The organism is Yersinia massiliensis CCUG 53443 (assembly GCF_000312485.1).
Taxonomy (GTDB): domain Bacteria; phylum Pseudomonadota; class Gammaproteobacteria; order Enterobacterales; family Enterobacteriaceae; genus Yersinia; species Yersinia massiliensis.
The window spans coordinates 1,901,475-1,920,678 of record NZ_HE997643.1 but is presented as its reverse complement, the minus strand read 5'-3'; the positions used below and the strand labels follow the sequence as shown (position 1 = coordinate 1,920,678).

Here is a 19,204-nt window from a genome sequence, read left to right as displayed (position 1 = left end):
TGAGTAGATTTAAGGCGTTAGTAGAAAGTCAAACTTGGTCAGGACTGTGCAACCATCCAGTTGTTTCAAGCGAGATCGCGTAAGTTCGAGTTAAATTCGTGAACTGGGTAGAAAATAAATCACTCGATTAACCAATGGTTTATCTATTTGATAAACAACTGCGGTTGTATGTTGGCGAGTTCGTCAAGTAGAATTCTATGCAAGTTACCTTAAGGTAACTATTACATGAGGGTGTAATTATGAAAAAATTTGATGAGTTTGATGGCTTCTAACCAATAAACCACATACGAACCTGCGATCGGAGGCTGAAACCCTCCGATTTTTTGTTTAAGGCTGGCAATAATGGAATTGCTCAAATCTATTCTTTCTTCCGAGATAACTAGAAATATCGGTGTCTTTATTGGGATATTAGTTGCGGTGGTGTCAGTTTGGAGTGCCAAGGTAACGGCAAGGAAAAAACAAACTGCTGATTTTTTATTTGCCAGTCGGACGGACAGTAAGTTAATTGATGGTAATAAGTGTCTATCTGAACTTCATGTATCTGATGATAAGAATATGAGATCCTTCGCCAATCGAGCGAAGTTCGACACAGAAGAAAACATTAATATTAGATATGTTCTTAACCACTATGAACGAATAGCAGTTGGTATTCAGGCTGGGATATACGATGAAGGAATGTTGAAAAAAACATCCTGCAATAGCGTTTTACGTCTATATAAGCAAGCCAAGCCATTTATAGATGGGGTTAGGGATAGTGAAGGGGTGTTAACCTACTATCAGGAATTCGAATGGTTAGCCAAAAAATGGGAAAGGTCACCCCTTAAGACAAAAAGATGAGAAAGAACAATCGACTAAACCCGCTCCGGCGGGTTTTTGCATTTACGCAGTAGGCAGCTAATTAAAGATCGTCCGCTTCCCTGCTTATTGACGCAGCAACATTGATAGCGAGAAGGTATGCGTCGTCTACTACACCATAAGTCTTTGGAGTAATGGCGTTTGCATGCCGACAGAAAGCATTTTCCATATATTCCAGTAACTCTTTGTTATGCGTATCTTTACTAGGGTCTAGGACGTGCAGCCCGCGAATAAACTCCCAATAATTTTCGAACAACTCATGGATGAAAATTTCATTTTCGGAGAATTGGTAGAACTCATCCAGAGTAAGGGGCCGATTCAATTGACTTAATCTTGTTAGCTCTCTAATTAACCACTGGCTTGCGTCACGTAATTGTTCAGCATTTATACTCATAGTGATATGTTTCCTTAGATTAATTTTCCACTTTGACGATTACAAATTGCCAAGGATCTGGCGCGTCCGTGCGCCGGCGTTATCAATAGTTTTGTAAATTTATCTCTTTTCTACGATTGATTACGATTGAGCGATTTTTGGGCTATTTACCACCTCAAAGCACTGTGCTTTACTCTACATCGAAGCGCTGTTGGGTGTGGTGCGAAGCTGCTCAGGTAGGTTTTTTATTGGCGTATTTTTGTTTTGCCTTAAGCAACACTCTAACGTTAGCGCTTTCGTTATCAATTTTTTCCATAAGCTTATCTATCAACCAATCTACCTTTTCATTAACAGCATCGAATTCTTCTATTGTTTCATGCTGTGCGTGTGTGACTTGATTAAAAACAGAAACAAACTCGGCATCCATATTTATAGCGCCCCCAGATAGTGCGTCTTGCAGTATCTGAACAATTTCAGAATTCATGGATCTGCCATTTTGCTTGGCACGTTCAGCTATGGCATCACGCATTCCGTCAGGCATCCTGACCGTAAATCGCTCTATAAAATTTGGGTCATCTTTTTCAGTCATTTTTAGGGTCCATAATTATTTATATAAAACACGGTAGCATCATATTGACATTACTCACAATGACATCATAATGGTGTCAGGCATCAAAATGATGCTATCTGAAACAGGAGAAAGTAAATGCAAGATGTTCTTTATACCGGACGTAAGAACGATAGCTTTCAGCTTCGCATGCCGGAGCGCATGAAAGAAGATATCCGCCGCATGGCTGAAATGGATGGAATTTCTATCAATTCTGCGATTGTGCAGCGTTTGGCGCGGTGCTTGAGAGAAGAGCGTTCTAATGCAGCTTAGAAACAACGAAACCCCATTGGTTGCAGCCGCAGGGGTTTCTAATTTGTCAGTATCTACCAAGGAACTAACAATGAATAGTTTAGCAAAGTCAAATGCAAATAACACGCAAACTTCCGCAATATCACAGTTCCATTTTGATACTCATGCTGTTCGGGTGTTAAGTATCCATAATGAGCCATGGTTCGTTGCTGCTGATTTATGCCGCGTGCTCGAACTATCGAACCCAACCAAAGCCATCATGAATTTAGATGATGATGAGAAAGCCCTAACTTCAATTCAGGGCTTAAGTCGTGGTAATGAAGAGGCCAATATCGTAAGCGAGTCAGGAATGTATACACTGATACTCCGCTGCCGTGATGCTGTAAAGCCGGGAACCATACCTCACCGAGTACGCAAGTGGGTCACTGCCGAAGTTCTTCCCGCAATTCGTAAAACAGGAAGCTATGAAAGTCCACGTAAGTCCACCAAGAAAGCATTGCCCGGTAAAATCACCATCGAACAGCAGGAAGCGGTCAAACAGTTAGTAATGAATCGCGGCAAGGCTTTGCCAAAAGAAAACCAAGCCAAAGCCATAATCACCATGTGGTCAGCGTTGAAAACTCACTTTGGTTGCAGCTACAAAGAAATCAGTGAAGACCAGTTCACGGAAGCTCTCTCACTGGCTGCGCGAGTTCCTATTGAGGGTGAGTTCCTCGGCAAACAGGAAGCGCTACCAGCCCCGAAAATATCTTACCCAATGGAATACTTCGAACAGTTCAAATGGATTATTGGTGAAAAGGCATTGAGTTCACCTTGGGCGTATCCAGCCAGAATGTTAACTCCCGATGCTGATTACCCTAATCCATGTGGTCGTTTATTGTTTGATTTGAAAAATGCCGGATATGAAGTGGAGGCCGCATTATTCCAGTTACTTTCGCTGCAACACCATATTCAAGTGCTGCGTAGCAAGGTCAGCGCAGTAGAGCGAGTATTAGGGGTTAACTAATTTTGCCAAAACACAGGCAATAAAAAACCGCCAGTTAGAGCTGGCGGCTCAATAAACTAAACCGTGTGAGGTTTTATGTCTGCATTAACTTTAGCAAATGGTAGATCTGATGTCACGAAAATGTCTAGCCGAGAGATTGCGACTCTGACAGGTAAGCAGCACAAAAACGTTAAGCGTGACGTTGAAGTTATGCTGGAAGATCTGAAAGAAGATAAGCTCAAATTTGAGCACATCTATTTAGATACCATGAATCGCAAACAGAGTGAGTACCTACTGGACCGAGAACATGTTGAATGCCTGCTGACTGGTTATAGCGCACAACTCCGAATGAAGGTCATTCGCCGTCTTCGTCAAATTGAGGATGGAAGCAAGAAAGAGAAATCATCATCAGGACTGCCAGAGTATCGTCGGGCAAGAACACTTAAAATGTCAGTAGATGCAGTCCATCAGCTTTTCGACATGATGCCCAACCTTAGTGAGCTGTCTAAACAGTGCGCCGCGGCTAATATTATTAACCCAGTCGCTGGTTTTGAAGCCATCCCTTTGCCAAAGCTGGAAGAACATTTCTACACAGCCGGTCAGGTTGGTGAGATGCTTGGTATTTCTGCTCAAAAAATCGGCCGCATATCTAACGCCAATAACCTCAAGACTGACCAGTACGGCATTTATGTAATGGATAAGTCTGCGTATAGCAGCAAGCAAGTTGAGGCGTTCCGCTACAACGCTAACGGGGTAGAAGCGTTGCGCCACCTGATCCACGGAGCTGATGTAGCTTAATTAGTTAGGTCTAATCACCAAAACCTAACCCACTTAACTGTGGGTTTTTTATTACCTAAATTCCGGAGAGTCAATGCAAAACACGCTGCTTCTAGATCGCACTGCATGGGATTTAGTTCTTGATGCAAATGGAGATATTGCCATGGCTAGTTTGCCTTACTCAATAGCTCAGGACGTCGCCAGCGCCATTAAAACATTTATCGGTGAGTGCTGGTATGACACGTCTCAGGGGCTGCCTTACTGGCAGCAAATACTAGGAGAGTGGCCTCCAATATCTTTGGTTAAATCTCACTTGGTATCTGCTGCCCTTTCAGTACCGAACGTTGCGGATGCTAAGTGTGTGATCGTCAGCTTCAAGGGCCGAGAATTAACCGGACAGGTGCAAATTACTGATAGCGATGGCGTGGTGTCGCTAGTCTCATTTTAAGGAATCATCATGACTACAAATGTACCCGCCATTGTCTTTACTGATAAGGGACTGACGCTTCCAGATGAGACAGCAATACTTGCAGGGAGAATGGCTGATATCAACACGGCATTTGGGGGAGGTGTTAATCAGCAATTAAGCACTCCGCAGGGCCAAATAGCGCAAAGCGACACAGCCATTATTGGTGATAAGAATAATCAGATTGCATTACTTGTAAACCAAGTTAACCCGGATTACGCATCAGGGCGCATGCAGGACGCTATAGGGCGCATTTATTTTCTGAATCGCATATCAGCGTATGGGACTGTAGTCACTGGGCGCTGTACTGGATTGGTTGGAACTGTAATACCGATAGGAGCTATGGCGCAAGATAATAGCGGATTCCTATATTCAGCCATCACCACTGGTGTGATACCAGACGCAGGGTATATCGATGTAGATTTTCAATGTACCACAACAGGTCCGATTGCATGTCCAGCAAACACTTTATCAAGAATTTATAACGCAATAATTGGCTGGGACACTATTGATAATGAGTTGTCTGGAACGCCAGGTGTTGATGTTGAAAGCAGAGCTGATTTTGAATCGAGGCGACGGAATTCTGTAGCCGCCAATGCTGTTAATTCACCTCAGTCAATATTTGCTAGGGTATTGTCAGTACCTGACGTTATCGATGCATACGTGATTGATAACCCAACAGGGGAAACAGTTAATATTGGTTCAACTAATTATTCAGTTGTCGCGCATTCTGTTTATGTTGCTTGCGCTGGCGGCGCGGCGGCTGATATTGCAGCTGCAATATGGAATAAAAAATCACTGGGTTGTGATTATAATGGCGATACAACCTACACCATTGAAGACATGAACTATCAGCCTCCGCGCCCACAATATTTGGTTAAGTGGGTAACACCTACGGCGGTCCCTGTTTATTTTGATATTCAGATAGCAATGAACTCCGCATTGCCGTCAAATATTGTCGAATTAATACAGGACTCGATTATTAATTCATTTAATGGTTCGGATGGTGGATCACGCGCTCGTATAGGGGCGACCATTTACGCATCTCGTTATTATTCAGGAATAGCATCAGTAAGTAATAACGTAAATATTCAATCAGTGTTGCTTGGGGTGGTGTCACCTGGCATATCAACTTCAGCAACGATTGGAATAGATCAGCGTCCAACTCTTGATGCAACCAACATTACAGTAACGTTGGTGTAGATATGGAAAATTACAAAGACACACTTCTCAGTCAATATGCCAATAGTCCAACAATTACATCAATAATCAGCACATTTAATGATGCAATAGATCCGGAGGTTGATTTAGATAACTTCTATAACTTTATCTGGAACGTCGAAACGGCGGTGGGGTTCGGGTTAGACATCTGGGGGGCTATCGTTGATATTCCTAGATTATTGCAGGTTGAAACTACGCAGTTAAATTTGGGGTTTGTAGAATCTGAAGGGATTGGGTCGGATTTAACAAGCCCTCAACCATTCGGGCAAGCCCCATTCTACGAAGGCCCATTAGCAACAACAACAGTATCTTTGACTGATGATGCATATCGCCTTTTAATAATGGTGAAAGCACTTGCAAATATTACTGATTGCACTGCAATGAATTTAAATAAATTGCTCAGATATCTTTTTACAGATAGAGGAATTGTTTTTGTTGCAGATACGGGAGGAATGACAATCAGATATGTATTTGGATTTGATTTAACCCCTGTCGAACGTTCAATTGTTCTTAATTCTACAGCCATTCCAAGATCTGCTGGCGTCCTCGCGCAGATGATGATTACCAATTTTGACTATACATTCGGCTTTGCTGAAGCAGAGCTGGCCCCCTTTGACCAAGGGACATTCTTCCCAGACTCAGGACTTCAAGATGCAAAATAGCTCTATACCAACAAGAATGCCGGTACCATTTGCAAATAGTGGTGTTAAGCAAACAATTCCTATCGATTCTCAAATAGGTATTGAGGGCGGCAGGGCTTCTTTCACTGATGGGTTTCCACCTCTAACACGCATTCCATTAACGGCAGGAGGCATCCCTCCATATGGCACAGATTTTAATGGAGTGCTGAACGCGATTACTGATTCTATTCGATGGGCTAATGCAGGGGGAGGGTATTTATATGATTCTGCATTTTCATCACTCGTAAGCGGTTATCCGAAAGGAGCAAGATTAATAAACTCAACCTATACTGGGTATTGGCTAAATACAACAGAGGGTAATACTATTGCCCCTGAATCTGGTATCACTACAGGCTGGGTGCCAGATAAAAATCATGGCGTAACATCCATTACCGGACTTGCAGGCGCTAACGTCACTTTGACCGCTCTGCAAGCATCGAATGACCGCATTACCTTATCTGGAACGTTAACAGCGAATATCAACTTGGTATTCCCGAGCTGGTTATCAAAGTGGATCGTAACCAACAACTGTACTGGGAATTTCACCGTAACCTGTAAAACCGCATCAGGGAGTGGCGTTGCTATTCCTGTTGGCACTACAGCAGTAGTATTCAGTGATGGAACGAATATCACATTGAATGGCCCGCTGATGGTGCAGGCAGCAACGAACAACAATCACGCCGTAAACTTAGGGCAAGGTAACGCTCAGTGGTCACCGGTTGTTGGTGCTTCTCGCAATGCGAAAATGTCCGTAACGGCTGCCTCTGCTACTGCAACATTTACCGCAGATCAGCTTACGGTTACTACTGGACTGAGTGGGCAGCCGTATCTGTTAACTAGCTTCAGCAAGACAATTAACCTTGCGACCACCGGCGCTGGCGGGATGGACACTGGCACCGTTCCGGCCGCGGGATTTGTCGCGCTGTATGCGATATATAATCCCACAACTCAAGTATCTGCATTGCTGGCTGTTAATGCTACGTCAGTGCTGGCTCCTGAGGTATATGGCGGGGCAAATATGCCATCTGGTTATACGGCGTCAGCGTTGGTTAGTGTGTGGCGAACTGCAAGCAGTCAATTCACTATTGGTTACCAGTTAGATAGGAATGTTTCATTCCCTAGGGTAACTATTTTAAGTGTTACCACTGGAACGACTCCGCTTTTGGCGATAAATATGCCCAATTACTTACCCATAAATGCTAAGTATTGCAGCGTAGATGGTTCAGCAGGAACATCAAACAACGGTGTTGTTGGTTTGGCGTTTGCTTCATCGCTCTCAGGCATCGCTTGGCGGGCAAGTGCAATGGCAACAACTGCAAGTTATGGTGTCACATATACAGCCATGAACATTCCGATAACTACCACACAAACCGTTTATTACTCAGCGAATGCAACGGTTGGTACTTTTACCAATTTCGCATCTTCGTTGGTTGACTATTCATTTTAACGGGGAATTACATGGATATTTTATATGTGCAGTTTTCCGACGAAACGGAAACAGTAATAATATCTTGGTTTTGCTGCCCTCAGTCACCATCTGTTTATGATAATTTAGGGGAGGTTTATGCTGATGACCCAAGATACATTGCATACTATGAATCTCTCCCAGAATGGTTAAAGCCATTCTTACCTCAACCGATATATCCATAAAATACGCACCATTGGCAAGGACGCCATCATTGTTGGCCTGTTAAATCATAATCATGTATTTTTAATTTGGTAAGCATAGTAGTATAGTGAGAGAGGAAATTTCCCCCTATGCTATGAAAATAAAATCGCGGAATCGAGGAGTATGAATGCGCGTTCAATTTGCAAACCAATTGAGGGGCGTGGCTGCGATGATAGTAATCATATCGCACTATCTTGGATCTTATTTCTATCAAAAGAAATATATCTCTTCTGTAATAGGTAGTAACATAGAAGAGCACCAACCAAATGATTTTATTATTGTTTCTTTCTTATCTAAACATTTCGCCAATGTATATTTAGGCCCACTTGGTGTGTCAATATTTTTTTTAATAAGTGGATTTGTTATTATGTTTTCATTAGGGAAAATGACAAGTTCGAAATTCATATTCCAAAGAATATTCCGTATCTTTCCTACGTACTGGGCTGCATTGATTATAAGTGCATTTTTTTTATTGTTTTCATTCATCTACTGGAAGCCAATTAATTTTATCGAGAGATTTAGCCCCGCAAGAATTTTAAGCAATATATTTTTATATCATGATATGGCTGGTGAATCTTCTATTAATTTTGTTAACTGGACATTAACTATTGAATTGCTTTTTTACTTTGTATTTGCTTTGGTTTTTTTAATTACAAAAAAAGAAAAATTTATCGCTAATGTTCTTTTTGTTTTACTTTCACTGGTGTTATTACTGTTTTTTTCTCTGAGGTTTTTCAATGTTGAAATTCCTTATTATTTACTTACTTTACTATTAAGATTCAAGTATATACCTTATATGTGTGTTGGCTATTGTATTTATATGCACTTTAAGGGAGTTGTGACATTAATGCGGTGCTTCATTTATTCTGTGATGTTTTTATTTTTATCCTATCTGTATCTTTTGTTGGAGGGCGATAATAACCAACTATCAGTTCTTGGTTTTAATTATATTTATGGTTTGGTGGTGTTTTTAACTTGTTATTTTTTTAGAAGTAAATTTAACGATAATAAAATTATGGATTACTTTGCCGATATTAGCTATCCGGTTTATTTATTACACGCCACTTGCGGGTATGTAATCATATCAATAATGCTTGATAATAATATCAGTATATATACATCATCATTAGTATCCTTGCTGGTGGTAATTTTTATAAGTCACTTAACACATTCATACATTGAGATACCATCAAATAAGCTTGGGAAGTACGCTACATCGATAAAGCAACATGCGCCTATGCATGGGGAGAGAGGATAGTCTATGTGGGCTGGCATGGACGCCCATGAGGTTGGTGGCGTCGAAATGACGCCAGTTAATCTACTTTCTGACCATTGAATCAAGATAGTCCGCATACCATTGCATCATGCGCTTTCTGTCATCGATATATTGGGCGTGGTTATAAACGCCTCTTATTTTACTTTTATCTAAGTGCGCCAGTTGTCTCTCTACCCAATCGCCCTCGAAACCATGCTCATTGAGTATTGAACTCATTTGATGTCTGAAGCCATGGCCGCATGTTCTCCCCTCATAACCAACTCTGCGGATCACCCCTAAGACAGTATTCTCACTAATAGGCTTGGTTCGGTCATTACGCCCAGGGAAGACCAATTCAAAGTGTCCGGTTATTGGTTGTAGCTGTTTGAACAAGTTAATGACTTGGCTGGATAGCGGGACAATATGCAACCGGCGTTTCTTCATCACTTCAATTGGGATGGTCCATATAGCAGCATCCAGATCAACATCACTCCACTTAGCATGGCGCAGCTCTTTAGTTCGCAATCCTGTCAGCATTAATATCTGGGTTGCGGCCTTAGCTATGACACTGCCAAAGTATGAGTTAAGCGCAATAATGAAATCTGGAACTTCAGCCTCGGTGAGGAATGGATAGTGGGTGCTATTTGGTGGCGTCATTGCTACCGTCAAATCTGGGGCAGGGTTATATTCCGCTCGGCCAGTAACAATTGCGTATTTAAAAACCTCCCCGCACCGCCGCCTTGTTTTCCTCGCCATCTCCATAGCTCCGCGCCCTTCAATTTTTCTGAGTACATCCAAAAGCATTAAAGGTTTTACGTCTTTTATTGGCATATGTCCGATGAAAGGGAAAACGTCACGCACGAACATAGACATAACTAGGTCACTGTAGTCGGGTGTCCATACTTTCCTTTTTGAACCGTGCCACTCTCTTGCAATAGCTTCGAAAGTGTTTTCCGCTGATATGCGCTGAGAGACTTTTTTTGCTTTCTTGTCTTGAGATGGATCCACACCATCAGCAAGTAGTGATTTCGCTTCATCTCTCTTTTGACGTGCGTCAGCTAGCGTTGTGGCTGGAAACAACCCAATGGTCAGTAGTTTCTCTTTCCCGTTAATTCTGTACTTGAGCCGCCATGACTTAGCGCCAGTGGTAGAGACATACAAAAATAAACCTCCACCATCAGAAAGCTTATAGGCCTTTTCCTGTGGTTTAGCTGTTTCTACCTGCCTAGCTGATAGTGGCATTTCGGGGGTATCCTATGTGGAGGTCGTTTCAGTACCCCTGATACTACCCCCACTTTATACTTTATTCACGGTTATTTGTGGTAATGTGTGGTTACATCGATTGTCTGAGAGCGTTGCTGTAAAAGGGTTTTTGGTGTGACGTGGTAACGTGGGGTGATTTTGTCGTGGTGTCCCCGACTGGAATCGAACCAGTAACTAGCCCTTAGGAGGGGCTTGTTATATCCGTTTAACTACGGGGACGCTATCATCAACTGGGTGTTGGCGATGTGTGGTGCCGGAGCATTATACGCATTTTGACCCAGATAATAAGCAGTTAGACGTCTGTTTGGTTACTCTGTCGCCAATTTAGAGTGAATAAGTGTTATCGACAATCACAACGTTACCGTTATCTGCCATGCTCTTCGTGCCGTTATTGGCGGGATGATGATGTTTTTTTGTCTACTTTGTCACCTATTTTAGGTCGATGGGTCATATCACTGCGAATCTGAGCATGGCTTATCAGAGCAAAAATAAAGGTACCGCCGATAATGTTGCCCGCCAGTGTGGGGAGGGCGAAGGGGTAAATAAATTGCTGCCAGGGGATAGAACCGTTAAACACCAGATAGAAGATTTCCACGGAGCCGACCACAATATGAGTCAAATCACATAACGCGACTAAATAGGTCATCAGGAAAATCACCCAAATTTTAGCACCGCCCGCCGAAGGCATCATCCAAACCATAGTGGCAATGATCCAGCCGGAGAATATCCCTTTAGCAAACATCTCCCCCGCAGTACTTTCCATTACACCTTGTGCAATGCTGACAAAAGCCGTGCGAGTGGCATCATCGAACACTGGCATATAAATAAAGGAATAGGCGGCCAGCCCAGTGCCAATCAAGTTGCCCAATAATACCAGCCCCCAAAGGCGAAATAGCAGAATGAAATTTTGGCGGCTGGGTTTTTGCATAATGGGCAGCACAGGGGTGACGGTATTCTCGGTGAACAACTGTTGACGAGCCATAATCACAATAATAAATCCGAAGGTATACCCGATGTTTTCCAGTAAAAAACTGGCAGGCGTATCAGGCAATTTTGCGTGAAAAATTCCTTTGCCAAGCAACGATGCCCCGATAGAAAGGCCTGCCGCAATGGCCGACCACAGTAAAGCGAAACTGTCGCGCTCTAACTCTTTTTCGCCATCCATCCGAATAAGTTCATGGATGGCTGCTGCCTTGGAGGGCAAGTTCTTCTCATTAACTTCGATGTCTTTCTCCTGCTGTTGCTCATTGCTTTCCACTTTTAGCTCATTCTCATCCAGAGAGTCTTTTTCATCGCTCATAAGAGGTTTCCTGAAAGGTAGAGAAAGTCACGGTTATCGGGAGGGTAAGTAAGGAAAAGCAACAGTGATAAGCATAGTCGCTAATGATGATTCAAGAAGTTTTACCGGCGAGAATGAGAGGATTCTGCGTCGAGATTTATTGTGATTTTGATAAAAAAAAGTAACCAAACTTTAACGCTGTTGGTTTTTTCTACAGAAATTTGATCTTATACCGAATAATACCTCTATAAGGGTAGGGATAGCGTTAGACCCAAGCTACGTAAGGATTAAGCCTTATGTTATCATTCGGTTTTCCTGAGCGAACAATCCTACGGTGGAAGAAAATTCGTCATGCTGGAAGCAAAAAATCTGACCTGCATTCGAGATGAACGTCGCTTATTCCACAGGTTAAGTTTTTGTGTGGCGGCGGGCGAAATTGTGCAGGTTGAGGGGCAGAACGGGGCGGGTAAAACCAGTTTGCTGCGTATCTTAGCCGGGCTTGCGGATGCGGATGAAGGGCAAGTGAATTGGCTGGGGGAAAATATCCGCCGTGATCGCGCCCGATATCACCAAGATTTACTGTTTCTAGGTCACCAACCGGGTATTAAAACGGTTCTGACACCTTTTGAAAACTTGGCATTTTATCAGTCGGTGTTTCAAAAGGTGGATAGCGCCGCAATCTGGCAGGCATTGGCTCAGGTGGGGCTGGTGGGATACGAAGATTTACCTGTCTCACAGTTATCCGCAGGGCAGCAACGGCGGGTCGCACTCGCGCGTTTATGGCTGAGTCAGTCGCCGTTATGGATTTTGGATGAACCCTTGACCGCCATCGACAAGCAAGGGGTGAGTACATTGTTAGCCCTGTTTGTCGCCCATGCCGCTAAAGGGGGCATGGTACTGCTGACCACGCATCAGGATTTGGATACCGTCGGCCAACAGGTGCGTAAAATCCGCCTCATCAACACGCAGGAGAGTTAATGTTTATCAGCGTGTTGCGCCGTGAACTAAAAATAGCCTTCCGGAAAGGTGGGGAAATCGTTAACCCACTCTGGTTTTTTCTGATTGTCATCACCTTGTTTCCGTTGGGTATTGGCCCTGAACCACAATTATTAGCGCGTATGGCCCCTGGTATTGTTTGGGTCGCCGCCTTGTTAGCCTCGTTATTATCGCTGGAACGATTATTCCGTGATGATTTCCTCGATGGGTCGCTTGAGCAACTGCTGCTATTGCCAACACCACTAGCGCTCACGGTATTAGGCAAAGTGTGTGCTCACTGGGTTGTCACTGGGTTGCCGTTACTAATTTTATCGCCGCTGGTGGCGTTGTTGCTTTCCCTCGATAGCAATACCGCGATTGCCATGGCGTTAACGTTATTGTTGGGGACGCCGACCTTAAGTTTTATTGGCGCCATTGGCGTCGCGCTGACCGTGGGGTTGCGTAAAGGCGGGGTCTTGCTGAGCTTATTAGTGCTGCCGTTGTATATCCCAGTGTTGATATTTGCTACGGCGGCCATTGATGCAGCATCTATGTCTCTGCCGATTGATGGTTATCTGGCCATTCTCGGGGCGATGCTAGCAGGCAGTGCAACACTTGCCCCTTTTGCTACCGCTGCCGCATTGAGAGTGAGTGTGCACTAGTGGCTCATCCTTGGCAGCTAACAGGCTGCCCATTAGAAGAATAGGTGCAGTAAAAAACAGCAATAAAATAAGTACCGATTTTCAGACGCTTAAACGCGGTAGCCAACGCGAATCAGAGCAGATTGTGCGCCGTACCCTGCATGGGATTGCCAATGTGGCGATATCCATCCAATTTCAATGTGAGCAATGAAAAATGTGGAAATGGTTTCATCAATTGGCAAAACCCGAACGGCTATATCAGTTGTGTGGCCGATTTATTCCGTGGCTGGGCATTGGCGCTGCCATCTGCTTGATCGTCGGTTGGGTGTGGGGATTTGGTTTCGCCCCTTCGGATTACCAGCAAGGTGACAGCTTCCGTATCATCTATATACATGTTCCGGCGGCCATCTGGTCGATGGGCATCTATATGTCGATGGCTATTGCGGCGTTTGTTGGCTTGGTCTGGCAAATGAAAATGTCCGAAAACGTGCTCGCCGCCATGGCACCCGTTGGCGCGGTATTTACCTTTATCGCGTTAGCGACCGGTTCCACCTGGGGTAAACCGATGTGGGGAACTTGGTGGGTCTGGGATGCGCGATTGACTTCTGAGTTGGTGCTGTTGTTCCTCTATCTCGGGGTGATCGCCCTGTATAACGCCTTTGAAGATCGCAAATTGGCCGGGCGTGCCGCCGGTATTTTGGTCTTAGTGGGCGTGGTGAATATTCCTATCATTCATTATTCCGTTGTTTGGTGGAACACCTTGCATCAAGGTTCAACCAACATGCAGCAAAGTATTGATTCGAGCATGCGTTCACCGCTGCGCTGGGCAATATTCGGGTATTTATTGTGCTTTATCACCCTCACTTTAATGCGCTTGCGCAATCTGATTTTGCAGCAAGAACGTCATCGCCCTTGGGTCAGTGCCTTATTGCGTAAGGAGCCTCGTGTATGAAACCGGCTTTTGATTCTTGGACGGCATTTTTTGCCATGGGCGGCTACGCCTTTTATGTCTGGTTGGCCGTCGCGATCACCTTAGTCTCGATGCTGGGCCTCTACCTACATACCCTGTGGCAGCATAAACAATTAATCGCGGATATCCAGCGCCGCCAAGCCAGAGAGCAGCGTATTCGCGAGCATGTAGCTCATTCGCAGGAGGGACACCAGTGAACCCACGCAGAAAAAGCCGGCTCTATCTGGCGTTAGCGGTGCTCATCGGTCTTGGTTTGACCACCACACTGGTGCTCTATGCATTACGCGCCAATATTGATTTGTTTTATACGCCGGGCGAGATCATCGAGGGCAAAGGCGAACGTCATGAGATGCCAGAAATTGGCCAACGTTTGCGCATCGGCGGCATGGTCATGCCGGGTTCCGTCAAGCGGGATGATAAAACGCTGGAAATGAGTTTTAAGGTTTACGATGCGCGAGGTGTCGTCACCGTCACTTATACCGGCATTCTGCCTGATCTGTTCCGCGAAGGGCAGGGTGTGGTCGCTCAAGGCGTGTTCGCCGAAGGCAATACCATTAACGCCAAAGAAGTGCTGGCAAAGCATGATGAGAAATACACCCCACCAGAAGTTAAAGAAGCGATGAAAGAAAACCATACGCGTCCTGCTGAGGTTTACAACAATGCCAACAGCGGGGGCAATGCCTCATGATGCCTGAAATTGGCAGTTTTCTGTTATGTCTGGCCCTCGCCATTTCGCTGCTACTGAGCTTTTATCCACAATGGGGGTCGGCACGTCAAGATGCCCGCATGATGGCAACCGGCAGGCCACTGACTTATGGCATGTTCGCGACGATCGCGCTTTCATTTATATGCCTGATTTATGCCTTTGTGGTGAATGATTTCACTGTCTCTTATGTGGCGGCCAACTCGAATTCGCACCTGCCGGTGTATTACCGGATCGCGGCGAGCTGGGGCGCGCATGAAGGTTCGTTGCTGCTGTGGGTGTTGCTACTCAGTTGTTGGTCGTTAGCCGTGGCGCTGTTTAGCCGTTCAATGCCTGAAGATGCGGTGGCAAGAGTGCTCTCAGTGTTGGGGATGATTACGGCAGGCTTCCTGCTGTTTATTATCCTGACCTCGAATCCATTTACTCGCACCTTGCCGGACTTCCCCATTGATGGCAACGATCTGAACCCTTTGTTGCAGGATATCGGGCTGATATTCCACCCGCCATTGCTGTATATGGGTTACGTCGGTTTCTCCGTGGCTTTTGCATTCGCCATTGCTTCATTAATGGCCGGTCGACTCGACAGTGCTTGGGCGCGCTGGTCACGGCCTTGGACTCAGGCCGCATGGGTGTTCCTGACCTTGGGGATCGTGCTGGGTTCCGCGTGGGCTTACTATGAACTTGGCTGGGGCGGTTGGTGGTTCTGGGATCCGGTCGAAAATGCCTCCTTTATGCCTTGGTTAGCCGGTACCGCGCTGATTCACTCGCTGGCTGTCACGGAAAAACGCGGTACTTTCAAAGCTTGGACGGTACTGTTGGCTATCAGCGCATTTTCACTGTGCCTGATGGGGACATTCTTGGTGCGTTCCGGTGTGCTGGTGTCGGTGCATTCATTTGCCTCTGATCCGGCGCGCGGCATGTTTATTCTGGCCTACTTGGTGATCGTCATTGGCGGATCGCTGCTGCTTTACGCAGTCAAAGGCGCACAAGTGCGCAGCCGGACTCAGCATGAAGTGTTCTCGCGTGAGACATTCTTGCTCGGCAATAATGTGTTGTTGATTGCTGCCACACTGGTGGTGCTGCTTGGAACATTACTGCCGTTGGTGCATAAACAGCTCGGGCTGGGCAGCATCTCTATCGGTGAGCCTTTCTTTAATACCATGTTTACTTGGCTGATGGCGCCCATGGCGCTGTTGATGGGGATTGGGCCGCTGATCCGTTGGCGTCGTGATGAACCGAGTAAGCTGTGGCGACGCTTGAGTGTGGCCTTGGTCGTCACCTTGCTATTGTCGATTTCGTTGCCATGGTTGCTGCAAGACACTATCGTCGGAATGACCGTGGTCGGATTAATGATGGCGATTTGGGTGATTATTCTGACATTAATGGAGTTGCATGAGCGCGCGACGCACCGCCACGGTTTTTGGCGAGGTCTACGCCATCTCTCTCGCAGTCATTGGGGTATGGTGCTGGGCCACTTAGGCGTCGCGGTAACAGTGATTGGGATTGCATTCAGCCAGAATTACAGTGTCGAGCGTGATGTGCGCATGAAAGCAGGTGATAGCATTGATATTCACGATTATCACTTTGTTTTCCGCGATGTTCATGACATTAAAGGGCCAAACTATACCGGTGGTGTTGGGATCATTGATGTGACCCGTCATGGCAAACCGGAAGCGACCTTACATGCAGAAAAACGCTATTACAGTGTGGCCCGTTCGATGATGACGGAAGCGGCCATTGATGGTGGTTTGACTCGGGATTTATACGCCGCATTGGGTGAAGAACTGGATGACGGTTCGTGGGCGGTGCGCCTGTATTACAAACCTTTTGTGCGTTGGATCTGGTACGGCGGGGTGTTTATGGCTATCGGCGGCATCTTCTGCATGTTCGATCCGCGCTATCGGATGAGTAAAAAATTAAAATCTGGGGCTGAACAATGAAATCTGGAACTTCATTTAATAAGCTGATGTTTATTCCGTTGATACTATTTTTGCTGCTGGTGGTGGCCTTTTTAGTGCAACTGACCCGCAATGCAAATGGCGACGATCCTACGATGCTAGAGTCTGCGCTGATTGGTAAACCGGTCCCCATGTTCAAATTAGAGTCGCTCGATCAACCGGGGAAAACCTTTGATCAAGCGGTGTTGCACGATGGCAAACCGATGCTACTGAATGTTTGGGCGACGTGGTGCCCGACTTGCAGAGCTGAGCATGAGTATCTGAATAAGTTGGCCGCGCAAGGTATTCGCGTAGTCGGGCTGAACTATAAAGACGACCGCGCTAAAGCGGTGCAGTGGCTCAATTCACTGGGCAATCCTTATGCGCTGAGTTTGTACGACGGTAATGGCATGCTAGGGCTAGATTTGGGGGTTTATGGTGCGCCGGAAACGTTCTTGATCGATGGCCAAGGTATTATTCGTTATCGCCATGCCGGTGACCTTAATGATCGCGTCTGGCTGCAAGAAATTCTACCGCTTTATAAGAAGTATCAGGGGGGCGCATGAAATTACTGAGCCTGATGTTTGGCCTGATGCTGAGTTGGAGTGTCTTTGCGGCCATCGATACCTACACCTTTAAATCTGAGGCGCAGGAGCAGCAGTATCGCGAGCTGACCGAGCAGTTACGTTGCCCTAAATGCCAGAACAACAGCATTGCTGATTCCAATGCCATCATTGCCGCGGATATGCGTGGAAAGGTGTACGAACTCCAGCAGCAGGGGAACTCCAAACAGCAAATCATTGATTATATGGTGGCCCGTTACGGCAACTTCGTGACTTATGAGCCCCCCGTGACAGCCGCGACAATCATCTTATGGGTTGGGCCCGCGCTGTTTGTGCTTATCGGTGCAACAGTGGTTGTTTTACGCGCCCGTCGGCGGGTGGAGAAAGACGTGCCACTTTCTGAGCAGGAGCAGCAGCGATTACAAAAACTGTTAACCGAACATTCGACCCAATCAGAACAGACTGACAGGAAAAAACCATAATGGCTTTTTGGCTGATAGTGATTATTTTACTGGCGGTTGCGGGTGCCTTATTGGTCATTCCGGCCATGCGACAGAATAACCCTTCCGGGGTGACGACCCGAGATGCGCTCAACAAGGCTATTTATCAAGACCGATTATCTGAACTGGCCGAAGATGAAGCACAAGGTGTCGTTGAGCAGCGGCCTGAATTGATTCAAGAGCTGCAACAAAATCTACTGACAGATATTCCCCAGCAAGCAGAAGAAGCCACACGCCTAATCAACCGCTGGGCGCTAGTGCCTGGCGTCATTATTATGGTGCTGCTTTCTGTGGGCCTATACCTAAAAACGGGTGGTTTAACACAGGTGCAAGCATGGCATCAGGTCGACGCGCAAATGCCAGAGTTACGTGCCAGAGTGGCCAATGAACGAGCTGAACCCCTCACCATGGAAGAGATCGCGCGTTTAGGGCTGGGGTTGCGGACGTCTTTGCAGCATGATTCAGGTAATGTTGACGATTGGATGATGCTGGGTCGAGTCGGGATGGCGCTCAATAACGCCACGACCGCGACTCAAGCTTTTGCCAAAGCCTACCAACTCGCACCGACGAATGATGATGTCAGATTCGGTTATGCAGAAGTGCTGACACGTTCCAACGATCCACAAGATAATCAGTTAGCCACTCAGATGCTGCGGAGCATGGTGGGGCAGGATCACAACAATCTGCGAGCCATGAGCTTATTAGCTTTTAATGCTTTTGAGCAAGGCGATTTCAAACAAGCCATTGGCGCATGGGAAGTTATGCTAAAATTGCTGCCGGCTGGCGATTCACGCGTAGAAGTGATAAAACGCAGTATTGCACAAGCCAAATTACAGGCTGGGCAGGAAACAGCTACACTGGGAATAGAGGTTTCACTATCATCTGAAGCTACCCGACAGCTACCCCAACAGGGAACACTGATTTTATCGGTAACCGATGGCACAAATCCGGTGCCGGTTGCCGTAAAGCAATTACCGTTGAGTCGATTCCCGCTATCTATCGCGCTGGATGACAGCAATGCAATGATGCCTGAGCGCTTGCTTTCATCGTTGCAGCAGGTAAAAGTGCGTGCGCGTATTTCGCGAGATGGCACGGTCAATCCTCAGTCGGGTGACTGGTATGGCGAAAGCAATGTGCAGGATTTCAGTGGAAAAGGGCAGCCTCAGACGATAAATGTTGAGATAAATAAGCAGACCCCTTAAGTGTAAGGGGCTAGCAAGAATTTCATGGAGA

The 19,204-nt window shown here is 45.9% G+C and carries 21 protein-coding genes, 1 tRNA gene and 1 pseudogene; 18 read left to right on the top strand and 5 right to left on the bottom strand.

Annotated features, from left to right (window positions below; all coding sequences use genetic code 11):
* The first annotated feature begins 342 nt into the window (after positions 1–342).
* Positions 343–837, top strand: coding sequence for a DUF4760 domain-containing protein (locus BN68_RS08800; protein WP_019210804.1), 495 nt, complete (start codon positions 343–345; stop codon positions 835–837).
* A gap of 61 nt (positions 838–898) precedes the next feature.
* Here the strand turns inward: BN68_RS08800 and BN68_RS08795 are convergent, their stop codons facing one another.
* Together BN68_RS08795 and BN68_RS08790 are read right to left on the bottom strand one after the other, a co-directional pair.
* Positions 899–1,249 (bottom strand): hypothetical protein, encoded by a 351-nt coding sequence (locus BN68_RS08795; RefSeq protein ID WP_019210803.1) that lies wholly within the window; start codon positions 1,247–1,249, stop codon positions 899–901.
* Positions 1,250–1,460: 211 nt separating this feature from the next.
* A complete protein-coding gene (locus tag BN68_RS08790; RefSeq protein ID WP_019210802.1) occupies positions 1,461–1,817 on the bottom strand; it encodes an Arc family DNA-binding protein in 357 nt (118 codons plus the stop codon).
* A gap of 117 nt (positions 1,818–1,934) precedes the next feature.
* On the opposite strand from BN68_RS08790, the gene BN68_RS08785 reads away from it, so the two are divergent.
* From BN68_RS08785 to BN68_RS08740, 8 genes and pseudogenes are all read left to right on the top strand, one after another.
* Positions 1,935–2,108 carry an Arc family DNA-binding protein gene (locus BN68_RS08785; protein WP_019210801.1) on the top strand — a complete coding sequence of 58 codons (174 nt, stop codon included), beginning with the start codon at positions 1,935–1,937 and terminating at the stop codon, positions 2,106–2,108.
* Positions 2,109–2,178: 70 nt separating this feature from the next.
* Positions 2,179–2,856: pseudogene (locus BN68_RS08780) on the top strand (BRO-N domain-containing protein); the annotation flags it as partial.
* 312 nt (positions 2,857–3,168) lie between these two features.
* Positions 3,169–3,870 carry a Rha family transcriptional regulator gene (locus BN68_RS08775; protein WP_019210799.1) on the top strand — a complete coding sequence of 234 codons (702 nt, stop codon included), beginning with the start codon at positions 3,169–3,171 and terminating at the stop codon, positions 3,868–3,870.
* Between the two features lie 73 nt (positions 3,871–3,943).
* Positions 3,944–4,297: a hypothetical protein gene (locus BN68_RS08770; protein ID WP_019210798.1), complete on the top strand. Its 354-nt coding sequence runs from the start codon at positions 3,944–3,946 to the stop codon at positions 4,295–4,297.
* Between the two features lie 9 nt (positions 4,298–4,306).
* Positions 4,307–5,518, top strand: coding sequence for a baseplate J/gp47 family protein (locus BN68_RS08765; protein WP_019210797.1), 1,212 nt, complete (start codon positions 4,307–4,309; stop codon positions 5,516–5,518).
* Between the two features lie 2 nt (positions 5,519–5,520).
* Positions 5,521–6,198 carry a DUF2612 domain-containing protein gene (locus BN68_RS08760; RefSeq protein WP_019210796.1) on the top strand — a complete coding sequence of 226 codons (678 nt, stop codon included), beginning with the start codon at positions 5,521–5,523 and terminating at the stop codon, positions 6,196–6,198.
* Positions 6,188–7,663, top strand: coding sequence for a hypothetical protein (locus BN68_RS24130; RefSeq protein ID WP_196796387.1), 1,476 nt, complete (start codon positions 6,188–6,190; stop codon positions 7,661–7,663). The genes BN68_RS08760 and BN68_RS24130 overlap by 11 nt, the downstream gene beginning before the upstream one ends.
* Before the next feature lie 349 nt (positions 7,664–8,012).
* Positions 8,013–9,143 carry an acyltransferase family protein gene (locus BN68_RS08740; RefSeq protein WP_019210794.1) on the top strand — a complete coding sequence of 377 codons (1,131 nt, stop codon included), beginning with the start codon at positions 8,013–8,015 and terminating at the stop codon, positions 9,141–9,143.
* Between the two features lie 60 nt (positions 9,144–9,203).
* Here the strand turns inward: BN68_RS08740 and BN68_RS08735 are convergent, their stop codons facing one another.
* From BN68_RS08735 to BN68_RS08725, 3 genes are all read right to left on the bottom strand, one after another.
* On the bottom strand, positions 9,204–10,382 hold the full coding sequence (locus tag BN68_RS08735; RefSeq protein ID WP_019210793.1) for a tyrosine-type recombinase/integrase: 1,179 nt from the start codon (positions 10,380–10,382) through the stop codon (positions 9,204–9,206).
* A gap of 165 nt (positions 10,383–10,547) precedes the next feature.
* Positions 10,548–10,622 (bottom strand) — tRNA-Arg (locus BN68_RS08730).
* Between the two features lie 169 nt (positions 10,623–10,791).
* Positions 10,792–11,703, bottom strand: a complete 912-nt coding sequence (locus tag BN68_RS08725; protein WP_019210792.1) for a formate/nitrite transporter family protein — start codon at positions 11,701–11,703, stop codon at positions 10,792–10,794.
* Between the two features lie 330 nt (positions 11,704–12,033).
* Here BN68_RS08725 and ccmA point away from each other — a divergent pair, with 330 nt between their 5' ends.
* The 9 genes from ccmA to ccmI all read left to right on the top strand — a co-directional run bounded on the left by ccmA (position 12,034) and on the right by ccmI (position 19,173).
* Positions 12,034–12,660, top strand: a complete 627-nt coding sequence (gene ccmA / locus BN68_RS08720) for a cytochrome c biogenesis heme-transporting ATPase CcmA (protein ID WP_019210791.1) — start codon at positions 12,034–12,036, stop codon at positions 12,658–12,660.
* Positions 12,660–13,319: a heme exporter protein CcmB gene (gene ccmB / locus BN68_RS08715; RefSeq protein ID WP_019210790.1), complete on the top strand. Its 660-nt coding sequence runs from the start codon at positions 12,660–12,662 to the stop codon at positions 13,317–13,319. The genes ccmA and ccmB overlap by 1 nt, the downstream gene beginning before the upstream one ends.
* 193 nt (positions 13,320–13,512) lie before the next feature.
* Complete coding sequence (locus BN68_RS08710; RefSeq protein ID WP_019210789.1) at positions 13,513–14,250, top strand: heme ABC transporter permease; 738 nt, start codon at positions 13,513–13,515, stop codon at positions 14,248–14,250.
* Positions 14,247–14,465, top strand: coding sequence for a heme exporter protein CcmD (gene ccmD, locus BN68_RS08705; RefSeq protein WP_019210788.1), 219 nt, complete (start codon positions 14,247–14,249; stop codon positions 14,463–14,465). Before BN68_RS08710 ends, ccmD begins: the two co-directional genes overlap by 4 nt.
* On the top strand, positions 14,462–14,956 hold the full coding sequence (gene ccmE / locus BN68_RS08700; protein ID WP_019210787.1) for a cytochrome c maturation protein CcmE: 495 nt from the start codon (positions 14,462–14,464) through the stop codon (positions 14,954–14,956). The genes ccmD and ccmE overlap by 4 nt, the downstream gene beginning before the upstream one ends.
* Complete coding sequence (locus tag BN68_RS08695; protein ID WP_019210786.1) at positions 14,953–16,911, top strand: heme lyase CcmF/NrfE family subunit; 1,959 nt, start codon at positions 14,953–14,955, stop codon at positions 16,909–16,911. The genes ccmE and BN68_RS08695 overlap by 4 nt, the downstream gene beginning before the upstream one ends.
* Positions 16,908–17,474, top strand: a complete 567-nt coding sequence (locus BN68_RS08690; RefSeq protein ID WP_019210785.1) for a DsbE family thiol:disulfide interchange protein — start codon at positions 16,908–16,910, stop codon at positions 17,472–17,474. Before BN68_RS08695 ends, BN68_RS08690 begins: the two co-directional genes overlap by 4 nt.
* Positions 17,471–17,953, top strand: coding sequence for a cytochrome c-type biogenesis protein (locus tag BN68_RS08685; RefSeq protein WP_019210784.1), 483 nt, complete (start codon positions 17,471–17,473; stop codon positions 17,951–17,953). Before BN68_RS08690 ends, BN68_RS08685 begins: the two co-directional genes overlap by 4 nt.
* A complete protein-coding gene (gene ccmI / locus BN68_RS08680; RefSeq protein ID WP_019210783.1) occupies positions 17,953–19,173 on the top strand; it encodes a c-type cytochrome biogenesis protein CcmI in 1,221 nt (406 codons plus the stop codon). Before BN68_RS08685 ends, ccmI begins: the two co-directional genes overlap by 1 nt.
* The last annotated feature ends 31 nt before the right edge of the window (positions 19,174–19,204 follow it).